Here is a 12,040-nt window from a genome sequence, read left to right as displayed (position 1 = left end):
TGTTACCCGATATACTCCCATCTATCTGGGTGTTTGATCCATTGGCATAGCAATAAATACCATATCGATCCGCATCAAATATTTCATTGCCGCTGATATCCAGATCTATTTTTGCTCCGGTATTGCTGTTAATAAATATCCCATCCACAGTTGTATGACGAATATCACAACTTCTTATATCAACTGCGTGGATACCAACGGATGATTCAAAATAAACTCCTGTTGTGGTATACTCGATTTCACAATGTACCAAACTAAGAGTCTTTGACCCCAACTCCCAGGAAGCATAGATTCCACCCCAATCACCTTTGGTCTTGGCTACAGCATTTGAGCTGAAAAGGATGGGGTTCCCATCTGTGCCTTCAGCAACCAGGGAACCATTTATAATAAACTCGGACAGATTGGAATCCTGGCCGCCTGCAGTGTCATCGGATTGGGCAGACAAAATGATCTGAGTTCCTGGTTCAATGGTGAGTGTTATGTCCTCCGGTACTGTGATGTCACCGGTGATATTTACAATGCCTGACCAGGTTTCATCTTCCGTAAGAATGCCCGAAATTGTTTCTGCATATGAAAGGGCTGCTAAATTTAATAAACACAGTACAGATATCAAAAAAATTGTTTTAGATATTTTTATAAAATTTGGCGGGTTAACTTTTGTAATAAGAGTCGATAGTAATATTCGCCACCTCGTTATCAAAAACAAAACAAGCATTTTCATCTCTTTTCCCCAATCACTATGGTTAATATATAATTCAATTAAATGTATGTTGAAGTTTCAATATTTTTGAGCACTTAAATCCCTAAGTTATCATGCAATTTTTGAGCCTTTAAAAGTATTAGTACATTAAATTTTTTTAATATTAACTATCAGAGGTCACAGGAAAACTTATCAAATGAAAATAAACACCCTATGAGTATTACCACTTAGTTTCTTAAATTAAAGATGTGAAATTGTATTCTTTTAATTTGATTACTATTTATTACTATAAGAAATATGTGTCTTTAAAATTTATGAATACACAAGTATGTAAAAAACGTTATATAATTAGGAACTTTTTTACATAATCATATAACATTTTTTACATAGAACTTGCTTTTAGTCTATCGTTGAAAATTGCTGAGGTTACCAATATTTTTCATATTTCTGACATCACGTTCAATGTAGGTCTGGATATAGGAAGGATAATAATCCTGGGGTTAAATGTTTCTGTCATGGAAGTCCGGTGAGGGAAATTACCGGAAAAACCTTTGCCATTAACACTATTTCTTTGCTTAAAGCTCTTTCTAAAATGAGTATCAAAAGTTGCAAGTTTTGTTCCTTTTTCCAAAGCAGTCGCTGCTATCCATACATCATTAGTGGGGATTGGAGTTCCCTGTTCTTTTAATATTTTTATAAGCATTCCATATCTATCTGCAATTTCTCTATCAATTTTAACAGTATAAACCCCTGGCATATTAAGAAATAGATCTAATTCTTTTAAATTTTCTTTTAGCCTGCTTCCAATATGAAAACCTGCATACAATTCACCGAGAACAACAACTGGAATTAAAAGTTCATCAGAATTTTCCAATAATTCAATGATCTCTTTATCACCGTTTTTAAACGCAGAATAGATATTGGTATCAATGCAGATTCTCATTATTCCCAGATTTCCCTGTCGATTTTGTCAAACATTGCAGTATTTTTTATGAACTCTTCTGATTGTGATTTGTCCCAGGTGCCTGCTAATTTTGAAAGATCTCTTTTTTTGTTTGAATTGTCCCTAAGCCCTAAAGCTTTTTCTAATAAAGCAATAATTGTTTTATTAATACTTTTGTTTTGTTTTTTTGACATCACTCTTATAAGGATATCTATATTTTCCGGAACTTGCCTTAAGGTTATCTGCCTCATTTTTTTGTCTCCATGCATCCTTTTACCGCCACCATTAATGTAGTATAAATAAAGTAAACAACCAAGACAACCCGTTTTTTAATATGGAAAAATTTGACTTTTGTTCAATAAAATCTTTATAAAAGAATGCCATGCAATATGATTTTAAAAATGTGGGGTACCCTATAAATAATGAAAACCCAGACACTTTCCCAATATCTTTTGCAGGACTTGACCATAAAAAACCAACTCATCCACAACAGGATAGTGCTCGCACCCATGGCAGGCCTTGGCCATATTGCCTTAAGGCAGCTCATCTGTGAATTTGGCGGGTTTGGTCTGCTGTTTACAGGAATGTGCAGTGCAAAGGCGGTTCCCCATGAAAACCCCAATACCTCCCTGGTGTTTAAATGGCGGCAAGAAGAGCTTAAATTCCTTGTATGCCAGATCTTTGGGTCTGATCCGGAAAGCATGGCAAGCGCTGCTGAACGAATAGAAAAAGAGGGCTTTTTCGGGGTTGATCTTAATTTTGGATGTTCTGTGGCAGCCATCTGCAAAAAAGGCTGCGGTGCCGCTCTTTTAAAAAACCCTGAACTTTCATCAAAAATCGTAAAAGCCGTAAGAAAATCCGTATCTATCCCTGTTTTTGTAAAATTCAGAACCGGTTGGGATAACACTCCTCAGTTTGCCGTGGATATGGCCAGGCGGTTTGAAGATGCCGGGGCTGATGCACTGACATTCCATCCAAGGATTGCACCTGACAGAAGGAACCGGCCTCCCCAATGGGATGTCATAAAACTTGTCAGACAAGCCGTATGCATCCCTGTTTTTGGCAATGGAAATCTTTTCCAGGAAAAAGATGGTATTAAAATGATCAATCAAACATCCTGCCAGGGACTGTCTGTCGGCAGGATGGCAGTGGCAAAGCCCTGGCTGTTTGCCCAGTGGACAAAGGGCTTTTCTCCTGGAGATGATATTTTTTTCACCTCTGCCATGAAAATGACACAAATTCTTTTAGAACATTATGATGATCATTTTGCCGCCAAGCTGTTCAAAAAATTCTCACCGTATTTTTGCGCTAATTTCAAATTCGGACATCACATCCTAAAAAAGCTGGTCCGGGCACAAACCATGAGTGATATCAGAGATAACCTTGATTCAATATTTGAATCCAATCCTGAAACCCTTTCAAGGCCAAACCTGAATTTATTTTCATAACAAATAACTATCTGAGATGATAATGAAACTTAAAAAGCATACTGAACATTACCCTGGAACTAAAATTTGGCTATCTATTGCCATTGCAACAGGTGTTTTTATAATTCTTTTTATTTCTCCGGCATGGAGCATTGATCTTAAACATATGAAAAAAGATAAGACTTCAATTGAAATTGTAGAACTGATGGAATTTCATCCCCAAGGCGCTGTTTCTAAAATCACAAGTCATTAGAAGTTATTGAGAATATAAATATCCATGGTAAAACCAGTTGGTTACGTCAAAATATTATTGTTCTACTAATTCCACACGACGATTCTTTGTACGCCCATCCTCTGTGCTGTTGGAAGCCTCCGGAACCAATGGACCAACACCAAAAGCGATAAGCCTGGTTACATCCACACCATGATCGGAAATAAGCTTTTTTACCACAGAGTCGGCACGGTTTTGCGAAAGCTTCATATTATAATTAAGCTTGCCAACACTATCTGTGTGACCGACAACATATAGTTTGAGCCTGGAATTATGTTGAAGCAGTTTGGCTATTTCATTAAGAGCAAACTCAGATTCCGGCTTCAGCTGGGCCTTGTTAGTATCAAAATAGATACCATCAACAGCCACATGTCCTGTCTTATCTATTTCTTTGGCCAGAGCATCCATATTTACCCTTACAAGATCAGTTTCCATTGGCTTAACTTCAATAACATCAAGCTGAATCACCGGCCATTTATTCCAGCCAAGGGATATGTTAAGAGAGACATAGATATCCCCTTCCGGTCGGGATAGTTTTGCAGAAAGATAACGCTGATATCCATCTTCACCATTTAATTCAAATTTAGTGTTGCCGACCAGAGGATTTAACACAGAATAAAGGTGATCAGGCCAGACATTATATCTTCCAAGCTCTTTGCCCATGGCGATGAACAAAATTTCAAACCCTGCATCTTTTAAAGCCAGCTTATAATTGGAAAAAATCTCAAATGTTGAACGTCCGACCGGTGCTTTGTATTGAATTCTTGTTATTTTCCCTTCTAATTTTTTAATTTTTGATAATTTCCGCTTACTCTTTACTATTTTCCATGGTTTTCTCCCGTCTTTTTCAACAAACTTTCCTAGAGGAAGAATATACTCATCAAACTGCTTTACCTCATAGTGCTTAATGATGGAGCCATCGAACCGTGAAATCAAAGCATGATCCATACTGCCTTTAGCATCTTTACCTTTGGCAAAAGTTGAATTCACGGGCATAAATAATCCAGTCAGCAGACACAATATTAAAATATTTTTGAGGCTCATTAATCCCTCTTTTTTATAATGAATATTATAAAATTTCTTATCAAACAAATTTTCCCGGTCATGAGAGTATTTGTTCCAACAAATCAATGCTTAAAGCCCAAGGATATTAAGCCCTTCTTCAAGTTCAAAGTATGGTTTAAGGTCGTAATTATACCCCGGTACACCAAAATAGATGGCCAGACTTTCGGCAATGGCCTGTAAGCCTTCTGCAAGCCTGTTATTATCCAGTTCATAATAGGTGATGGAATTCATACCATCGGTTCTGCTGGCTGAGATATAAGGCCCTTTTTTATTTATAAACTCCGGCAGGACAGGCGCCTTAAGATAGCGTTTTGCAATTTCCTTTGTGCTTTCAGGGGGATAAGTGACGTTCGAAATAATGACCATATTTTTCTCCTTTTTTTAAAATAATTATATTTAGTTCAATTTAGTAAAAGTATGGTCATATCAGGCCATGACTGTCAAATCTTTTTAATTTAGAAAAATGATTAATTCCTGATCAAAATTTATTTATTGTTCACAAAAAAGTCATCAATAATCTTTTGCTGTACAAGCTTCCGGCCGTAAGCCGTCGCACTTTTTTTATCAATAAATTCGGAAACCCGGACCACAAACCAGGTTTTTCCACCACCATCCACCTTTTTGACGATTGCATCAATTCCTTTTTTCTTTAAAATATCAACATACCTGTCCGCATGTTTCTGCTTTAAATATGCTGCTACCTGGATTGTAAACGGCTTGGGCACCTGAATTTGAGTTTCTATTTTTTCCTTTTCAACTGCCCTGGATTTAAACATATGGGACATGGTATTTATCATGAAAAATCCAAGCCAGACCGAAACAATCAAAAGAAAACCCGCTTTTAAATAAAATTGTGCCTTTTCATGTTCTTTTACATACGTACTTACCCTGCCCACAGATAAAATCAAAAAGCTCAATATAGATCCAATGAGCATCCATGAACTTTTCAGATAAGAAACACATCTTCGTGCAGCTGTTTGTATGTTTTTACCCGGTTCAATTCTTTGCCAGAATTTCTTTTCAGGCTTTATATAGGATACTTCCTGTTGAAGAGTTTCATCAGGTCTGCCAATCATATCCTGGATTTTCGTTGAATACTTCTCTTCAAACACAGAGTCTTTTCGCACATGCTGATACAGTTTTTTTGCAATATAATCCTTTCTTTCCAACGCAAGAAAGATATCAATCATCAGGGGTGACAGCCGTTTATTGGCATAATGTTTTTCAGCAAGGGCAGATAATACTTCCTGCTCAAATGATGTCACAATGGCGTATCGTCGAAGTTGCTCAAGCCAGAGTCTGGCAATATCCTCATCTGCCGGGTTCATCTTCAGATAAACCGCTGTGCCCAATTTGAAATTTTGATTTTCAATGGCAGTGTTCAATTTAAATTTTGCAACGGTGCCGGATATGATCCGGGCTGTCTTTCCTGCAGAAAACGGCCAGAGAAGAAATGTATCATACATCCTTAATGCTTTGATATAATTTTTCTCTGCCTTATGATGAATCCCCGACCTTTCCCAGGCCTGCCCTTCTTTAAGCAAATCCGTCAGGGCTTTTTTGGCCATACCATCCATTAAAAAGCCGATAGCCACAACAACACCCATGATGGTCACAAGCCCTGTGGTTATCGGGTTGATACCGGGAAAGAGCCTTGAAATTCCTGGTAAAATATAAAAACTCAGTGGTATGGTAATAAGAGTAGTAATCCACAAATGTATCCCTATATTTCTTAAAATCCAGATCATAGCTCCCCTTCCACGCACAAGTGCTGGTCAGATTTTAAAGGGACTTTTAAAACTTCAAAAATCTCATTGTCCTCTTTTGGATTGCACCCTGTTGTTGTATCCACAGTTTCAAACCGGATATTATCAGGAATGGGAAAATCCCTGTCAGGCTCTGATTTAAGGGCATTCATCATAAAATCAGCCCAGATCGGTGCTGCACCTTTACCACCGGTAATACCAACCTTGTTGACATCAAGTAATTTCTTTTTCTTATCAAAACCGGTCCAGACCGATGTGCAAAGCGTTGGTGTAAATCCTGTAAACCATGCATCATTATAGCTGTCCGTGGTTCCTGTTTTCCCGGCAGCAGGCCGATTAAATCCCAAGTGCCGGATGGATCGTCCTGATCCCCTGTCAATGACTGATTTCATCATATCCACCACCTGATAAGTGGTGGCAGGATCAAGCACTCTTTTTTCCTGAACAATGTGTTCAAATATGATACGACCGAAAGCATCTTCAACCCTCCAGAAAAAAAAGGGTTCATGCTTGACCCCAAGGTTTGCAAAAACCGTATAGGCGGATGCCATTTCAAAGGGTGTCACGCCTGAAGTTCCCAGGGCCACAGAATATACATCCTGTAACGGGCTTTTAATACCGCAGTTTCTGGCAACCCCGGTAACCGATTCAGGCCCGATTTTTTCGACTATCTGGGCCGCAATCGTATTCACAGAATTAATTAACGCCTTTTTTAAAATCATATCACCTGAAAAAATTTTGTTAAAATTTTCAGGTTCCCAGTCTGCGGTTCCTTTTATCGGTATAATGACTGGCTTGTCCGTCATGATGGTTGCAGGATGGAATCCTAAACTTTTAAATACCGCATAATAAAGAAAAGGCTTAAAACCACTTCCCGACTGCCGAAGGCTTTTTAAAGCTCTGTTGAATTCACTTTTATAATAATCGCGGCCCCCGACCAGGGCTTTCACAGCCCCGGACCCGGTATCAATGGCCACAAGTGCCCCTTGAGGATGATCCGCGGTTTCCCGGGTGATACCCATCATGGTGTCAAGCCTTTCAAGGCCTTTTTTTAAAGAGTGCCGGGCCTGGGATTGCAGCCGTGTATCAATGGTGGCAAATACCTTGATACCGCCATGATAAACAACATCTTCTCCATACTTTAGGATCAGATCATTTATCAATGCATCTAAAAAATAACTTCCGGTTCTTGAATCGGATTGTGCATGATGAAGTGCAGGTTTACTCATCATGGCCTGCTTAGCTTCAAGATCGGATATAAACCCGACCTGTGCCATTCTTTTTAATACAAGCTCGCGCCTTTTTAGTGCCAGGTCCAAGTGCCGGTACGGATTATAATTTGTGGGGGATTTAGGCAGCCCCGCAAGAAGCGTTGCTTCGGGCAGACTTAAATCCATGGCAGGTTTACCGAAAAACACCCTTGAAGCCTTTTCAATTCCCTGGGCACCGGCACCAAAATAGATCTGGTTAATATAGGCATGCAGAATTTCTTGTTTTGTATTGGAAGCCTCAATCTGTAATGCCACAAGCAGTTCTTTGAATTTGCGTTGATATGTTTTTTCAAAACTGAAAAACAAATTTTTTGCAAGCTGCTGAGTAATGGTGGACGCACCCTGAACCTTTCCTGTTTTAAAGAGCGTAATATAAAGCCCTTTTAAGGTTCGAAGCTTATTAATTCCGTGGTGCTCAAAAAATCTGTGATCTTCTATTGCAAGAATCGCGTTGATAAAATCCTGGGACACCATGTTCAAGGGAATGGTTTTTCTCTCTCCAAGGCTAATCAGCACTTGCCCGTTTGAGGCAAAAATCCGGGTTTGAGGTCTTTCAATAATCCGGCTTAAAGGCGAAGGCAGTTTAGGCAGGTCTTTTGCAACAAAAAACACCAGAAACATTCCGCAAAGACATCCCAGGGAAACAAGAATCAAACCGGAAAACAGGCAGAACCGGATAAACTTTATGAATCTTAAAACCAGATTCAATTCTCATCTCCTTTAAGGTTCAGGCTCAGCTGCCAGACAGCCCATTCACGACCTTTTATAAAAACAACCTGTTTGCCGCCTGTTTCTTCAAATTCAAACCCCAGTTTAATATAACCGTTTTCTGTTTCATTCCAGATACCAATATTAATGATCTTTCCATCCTGTTTCAGTAAGCTTTCAGGATTCACTATCAGATCGGGAATAATATCCGCAGGCAGCTTAAACAGAGCATCAAAAAAATTCTTTGCCGGATAGATACGTCCTGAAAACCCCTCCATATCAGCAAGTTCCCCCGAAACAGGCTTCTCACCGTCTTCAATTTCAAGGATATCTTCGCGGCTAAGATCAATCTGCTTAATCACCCTGTTGTCAGAATCAATAAAATATATCTTGATACCCCCTGTGACGCCTTCACAGAAGATCCTGTCCAGAGAACTGCCGTTCAATAGCCAGACCAATTGAGCTGATTCAATTATTTTTAAAGCAACAGATTTTTCCAGGGTTAGATAAAGTGTTCTAAACTGCTGTTTCTCCAAGGTAACCCACTCCCCCGGCAAGATACTCGAGGCAAGATCAAAAAAGCTAGCTGCCTGATGAACATTTTGCCGGGTATCCTCTTTTTTACTGATAATCTCATTAAGGTAGTCGTGGGCATCGGAGGTTTGTTTTCCCATCTCCCAGATGGCGCCTGTTTCAGGGCGGGATTCATTTGTTGAGACAAGATAAGAGCCCACAAGATTTTCAAACCAGTCAAACCTGAATTCAGAAAAAATAAAAGTTGCCGTAATGATAAAAACGGCAATATTTAGAAAAGAAAAGGTTCTTTTCAGCCACTCGGAAAAACTTAAAGGTTCATACCATTGCTGGATCATAAAAGGTTCTTGTGCACACCTTTGTACACACCTTTCCTTTAGGCTTTTCCGGCCAGTTTCAAGGAGTCGCTATAGACCGTGTAAAGATTTTTATGTTCCATCAAAGCCCTGGATAAAAATGCTTCCAGATGATTAATGTCCTCTAAGTGAATGATATAGTTCGCACTGGAATGCAAGGCAGCCATGTTATCATTGGTATTGAACTTATTGCTGATCCAGACAAGGCAGATCCTGCGCCTTAAAGACATATCAATGGTATTCATCCTGTCGATAACACCTGAAACCCCCTTGTTCTGATCAAAAGCGTCATCAATGATCACCAGGTGATAAATATGGTATTCGAATTTTTTCAATGCAGCTTTGGTATTGGTTACCGTCTCTGCATTCAGCCCCATCTGTTTAACAAGTGAATATACCTTTTTTTTCAAATCCTCACTCTCAATACAGACAAGGGCATTCAACTGTTCGTCAAAGGAGCTGTGAAAGACTTGCCTTTTCTTTTCCTTGAATGGTTTTTGCTGTTTTACAGCAGGGATATGGACCTTTTCTTTACATTTGGGACATTTAAATGTTGTGTCTTTGTCTTCAGGAATTTTGTGATCCGGAATATTGAGTTTTGTTTTACAATTATGACATATCACGTTCATAGTTTAACTTCCTTGATATCCATGATCAATTTCCAATGAATCAATCTTTGTTGTGTTCTCGCCACGGGAACTTTTTATCGAATCAAGGCCTCTTGCAACAATATCCTTCCTTGATGCATATGAAGATGCCACATCCTCACTGATATCTCCCTCTTCATAAAGAGAGATAATATATTCATCAAAAGAGACCATATCCTGAGCCTTGCCTGCTGTAATGATATCATTGAATGTCTTACCCTCTGATTCTCCATTGAGAATAGAGTCTTTCACCCTCAAATTAGACCCCATAACTTCAAAGGCCGCCACCCTGCCGCCACCATTTTTTGGCAATAACCTCTGGGAGACAACCCATCTGATTGTATCTGCCAGACGGATTCTGATCTGTCTTTCTTCTTCAGTGGAAAACATTCCCAAAACACGGTTAATGGTCTGACCCGCATCTACAGTATGCAATGTTGACAAAACAAGATGGCCTGTTTCAGCAGCTGAAAGACCAATTTCCACAGTTTCCCTGTCACGCATCTCACCCACCAGGATCACTTTGGGTGCCTGGCGCAGGGCAGCCCTCAAACCATTTGCAAAGGTATCAAAATCAGCTCCCAGTTCCCTTTGGTTAAAGGTGGATTTTTTCTGGGAATGCTGATATTCAATCGGGTCTTCAAGGGTAATCACGTGAACGGATTTTGTCTCATTAATTTTATCCAACAGTGCGGCAAGGGATGTTGATTTTCCAGAACCTGTGGCCCCGGTAACAAAAACAATACCGTTTCTCTCTTCTGCCATGGTGTGAAATGCACGGGGAAGACTCAGATCCTCAATGGTGGGAATTTTTGTTTCAAGCTTTCTTAAGACAATGGAATACTTGCCTGATCTGGAGAATATATTTACCCTGAAACGCGCTTTATTCTCCAATTGATAGGAAAGGTCACAAGAGCCTTCTCTAATAAGTGTCTCCGTTAATTTCCGATTATTATTAACCAAATTCAATGCAAATATTTCAGTTTGAAATGGTGTCAGCAGGTTAAAGTCCGGCTCCATCTTCACGGAAATCAATTCACCGGAACTTTCAACCTGCAGCGGTTTGCCCGGCGTAAAGTTCAAGTCTGAAACATTGTCATGGGAGTCCAGCATTTTGGAAAGGATATGGTCAATCTGCTGTTTTTTCATGCCGTCTTCCTCTTAGTTTTAATTTAAAAAAAACCTTAAGCTTCTGTAAAATCAGCCGGGGAAGTTTTTAGGAATGGCCGAAACAAGGATTTATTATTTGCCTTGGTGTATGCCTCACCAGGACTGATCCATCCTTTTTTATACAATTGCATAATCGCATCGTCCAGTAATTGCATCCCGTATTGTTTACCTGTCTGAATCATGGATGGGATCTGATACGTTTTAGCTTCCCGGATAAGATTTCGTACTGCAGGCGTTGCAACAAGAATTTCCAGAGCCGCACATCTGCCTTTTTGATCCACCCTTTTAAACAGTGTCTGGGCAACAATAGCCCTCAGACCATCTGACAGGGTAGACCGTATCTGGGGCTGTTCAGTGGAGGGGAATACTTCAATAATTCTATCAACGGTTTTAGCAGCACTGGAGGTATGCAGGGTACCAAACACCAGATGTCCTGTGGATGCAGCCTCTATGGCAAGGGAGATGGTTTCAAGATCCCTTAACTCACCCACGAGGATAATATCCGGATCTTCACGCAGAGCCCCTCTTAATGCCGATGAAAAGGTCTGTGTGTGCAGCCCCACTTCTCTGTGGCTGACAATACAGTTCTGACTTCTGTGCACAAACTCGATGGGGTCTTCTACTGTTATAATATGATCTTTTCTAGTTTGATTTGCCTGATCAATAATAGCGGCTAAAGTGGTTGATTTACCGGAACCGGTTGGTCCCGTGACCAGTACCAACCCCCTTGGAAGATCGGCCAGTTTTGAAATAACAGGAGGAAGTCCCAGCTGTTCTGCCGTCAGTATTTCGGAAGGAATCTCACGGAAAACTGCTGAGATACCGCTTTTTTGCATAAAATAATTTGCCCTGTACCTGGCGAGCCCTGGAATTTCATAACCAAAATCCACATCCCCGGTCTCTTCAAAAGCCTTGATCTTCTCCTGTGAGGTTATTTCATATAATAGTTTCCTTAGCTTATCACTGGTCAGGGTCTCATATTTTATACGTTCAATATCGCCATGAAGCCTTAATGCAGGCTGCTGGCCTGAAGCCAGATGGATGCATCAGCTTAAAAAACGCATCAATTTCAGCCATTTTTCATGCCCTTTATAGTTAATGGTTCTCTCGTTACTAGCAAGCCAAGGCGCGCAAGCAAAGGGAACGAAGTCTTGATAAATTATGCTTGTTTAATAAATTTCA

At 39.9% G+C, this 12,040-nt stretch carries 12 protein-coding genes and 1 pseudogene; 2 read left to right on the top strand and 11 right to left on the bottom strand.

What is annotated here, in order from left to right:
• From K8S13_RS23975 to K8S13_RS23965, 3 genes are all read right to left on the bottom strand, one after another.
• Positions 1 to 613 (bottom strand): right-handed parallel beta-helix repeat-containing protein (locus K8S13_RS23975; RefSeq protein ID WP_291466252.1); only part of this gene is annotated, 613 nt, incomplete at its 3' end.
• A gap of 526 nt (positions 614 to 1,139) precedes the next feature.
• Positions 1,140 to 1,643, bottom strand: coding sequence for a type II toxin-antitoxin system VapC family toxin (locus K8S13_RS23970; RefSeq protein ID WP_291466251.1), 504 nt, complete (start codon positions 1,641 to 1,643; stop codon positions 1,140 to 1,142).
• A complete protein-coding gene (locus K8S13_RS23965; RefSeq protein WP_291466250.1) occupies positions 1,643 to 1,894 on the bottom strand; it encodes a hypothetical protein in 252 nt (83 codons plus the stop codon). The genes K8S13_RS23970 and K8S13_RS23965 overlap by 1 nt, the downstream gene beginning before the upstream one ends.
• A 171-nt stretch (positions 1,895 to 2,065) precedes the next feature.
• Here K8S13_RS23965 and K8S13_RS23960 point away from each other — a divergent pair, with 171 nt between their 5' ends.
• Together K8S13_RS23960 and K8S13_RS23955 are read left to right on the top strand one after the other, a co-directional pair.
• The gene (locus tag K8S13_RS23960; protein WP_291466249.1) at positions 2,066 to 3,091 is read left to right on the top strand and encodes a tRNA-dihydrouridine synthase family protein; all 1,026 of its coding nucleotides are present in this window, start codon (positions 2,066 to 2,068) and stop codon (positions 3,089 to 3,091) included.
• A gap of 22 nt (positions 3,092 to 3,113) precedes the next feature.
• Complete coding sequence (locus K8S13_RS23955) at positions 3,114 to 3,323, top strand: hypothetical protein (protein ID WP_291466248.1); 210 nt, start codon at positions 3,114 to 3,116, stop codon at positions 3,321 to 3,323.
• 54 nt (positions 3,324 to 3,377) lie between these two features.
• Here K8S13_RS23955 and K8S13_RS23950 read toward each other — a convergent pair whose 3' ends face one another.
• The 8 genes and pseudogenes from K8S13_RS23950 to K8S13_RS23915 form a co-directional block, all read right to left on the bottom strand.
• Positions 3,378 to 4,385: an OmpA family protein gene (locus tag K8S13_RS23950; RefSeq protein ID WP_291466247.1), complete on the bottom strand. Its 1,008-nt coding sequence runs from the start codon at positions 4,383 to 4,385 to the stop codon at positions 3,378 to 3,380.
• Positions 4,386 to 4,475: 90 nt separating this feature from the next.
• Positions 4,476 to 4,772 carry a hypothetical protein gene (locus K8S13_RS23945; protein ID WP_291466246.1) on the bottom strand — a complete coding sequence of 99 codons (297 nt, stop codon included), beginning with the start codon at positions 4,770 to 4,772 and terminating at the stop codon, positions 4,476 to 4,478.
• Between the two features lie 119 nt (positions 4,773 to 4,891).
• On the bottom strand, positions 4,892 to 6,154 hold the full coding sequence (locus K8S13_RS23940; protein WP_291466245.1) for an SPOR domain-containing protein: 1,263 nt from the start codon (positions 6,152 to 6,154) through the stop codon (positions 4,892 to 4,894).
• Positions 6,151 to 8,151 carry a penicillin-binding protein 1A gene (locus K8S13_RS23935; protein ID WP_291466244.1) on the bottom strand — a complete coding sequence of 667 codons (2,001 nt, stop codon included), beginning with the start codon at positions 8,149 to 8,151 and terminating at the stop codon, positions 6,151 to 6,153. Before K8S13_RS23935 ends, K8S13_RS23940 begins: the two co-directional genes overlap by 4 nt.
• Positions 8,148 to 9,023, bottom strand: a complete 876-nt coding sequence (locus K8S13_RS23930) for a hypothetical protein (protein ID WP_291466243.1) — start codon at positions 9,021 to 9,023, stop codon at positions 8,148 to 8,150. The genes K8S13_RS23935 and K8S13_RS23930 overlap by 4 nt, the downstream gene beginning before the upstream one ends.
• A gap of 38 nt (positions 9,024 to 9,061) precedes the next feature.
• Complete coding sequence (locus K8S13_RS23925) at positions 9,062 to 9,670, bottom strand: zinc-ribbon domain-containing protein (protein WP_291466242.1); 609 nt, start codon at positions 9,668 to 9,670, stop codon at positions 9,062 to 9,064.
• A 3-nt stretch (positions 9,671 to 9,673) separates the two neighbouring features.
• Complete coding sequence (locus K8S13_RS23920) at positions 9,674 to 10,837, bottom strand: type IV pilus twitching motility protein PilT (RefSeq protein WP_291466241.1); 1,164 nt, start codon at positions 10,835 to 10,837, stop codon at positions 9,674 to 9,676.
• Positions 10,838 to 10,872: 35 nt separating this feature from the next.
• Positions 10,873 to 11,935, bottom strand: a pseudogene (locus K8S13_RS23915) (type IV pilus twitching motility protein PilT).
• Between the last annotated feature and the right edge of the window lie 105 nt (positions 11,936 to 12,040).

The sequence above is a fragment of the Desulfobacula sp. genome, from assembly GCF_021107415.1.
This window is presented reverse-complemented; position numbering and strand designations above follow the sequence as displayed.

Excerpts from the sequence above, each read along its gene's own strand:
- K8S13_RS23950 (WP_291466247.1), bottom strand. The coding sequence starts at position 4,385 with ATGAGCCTCAAAAATATTTTAATATTGTGTCTGCTGACTGGATTATTT.
- K8S13_RS23920 (WP_291466241.1), bottom strand. The coding sequence starts at position 10,837 with ATGAAAAAACAGCAGATTGACCATATCCTTTCCAAAATGCTGGACTCC.
- K8S13_RS23925 (WP_291466242.1), bottom strand. The coding sequence starts at position 9,670 with ATGAACGTGATATGTCATAATTGTAAAACAAAACTCAATATTCCGGAT.
- K8S13_RS23945 (WP_291466246.1), bottom strand. The coding sequence starts at position 4,772 with ATGGTCATTATTTCGAACGTCACTTATCCCCCTGAAAGCACAAAGGAA.
- K8S13_RS23965 (WP_291466250.1), bottom strand. The coding sequence starts at position 1,894 with ATGAGGCAGATAACCTTAAGGCAAGTTCCGGAAAATATAGATATCCTT.
- K8S13_RS23955 (WP_291466248.1), top strand. The coding sequence starts at position 3,114 with ATGAAACTTAAAAAGCATACTGAACATTACCCTGGAACTAAAATTTGG.
- K8S13_RS23960 (WP_291466249.1), top strand. The coding sequence starts at position 2,066 with ATGAAAACCCAGACACTTTCCCAATATCTTTTGCAGGACTTGACCATA.
- K8S13_RS23970 (WP_291466251.1), bottom strand. The coding sequence starts at position 1,643 with ATGAGAATCTGCATTGATACCAATATCTATTCTGCGTTTAAAAACGGT.
- K8S13_RS23930 (WP_291466243.1), bottom strand. The coding sequence starts at position 9,023 with ATGATCCAGCAATGGTATGAACCTTTAAGTTTTTCCGAGTGGCTGAAA.
- K8S13_RS23940 (WP_291466245.1), bottom strand. The coding sequence starts at position 6,154 with ATGATCTGGATTTTAAGAAATATAGGGATACATTTGTGGATTACTACT.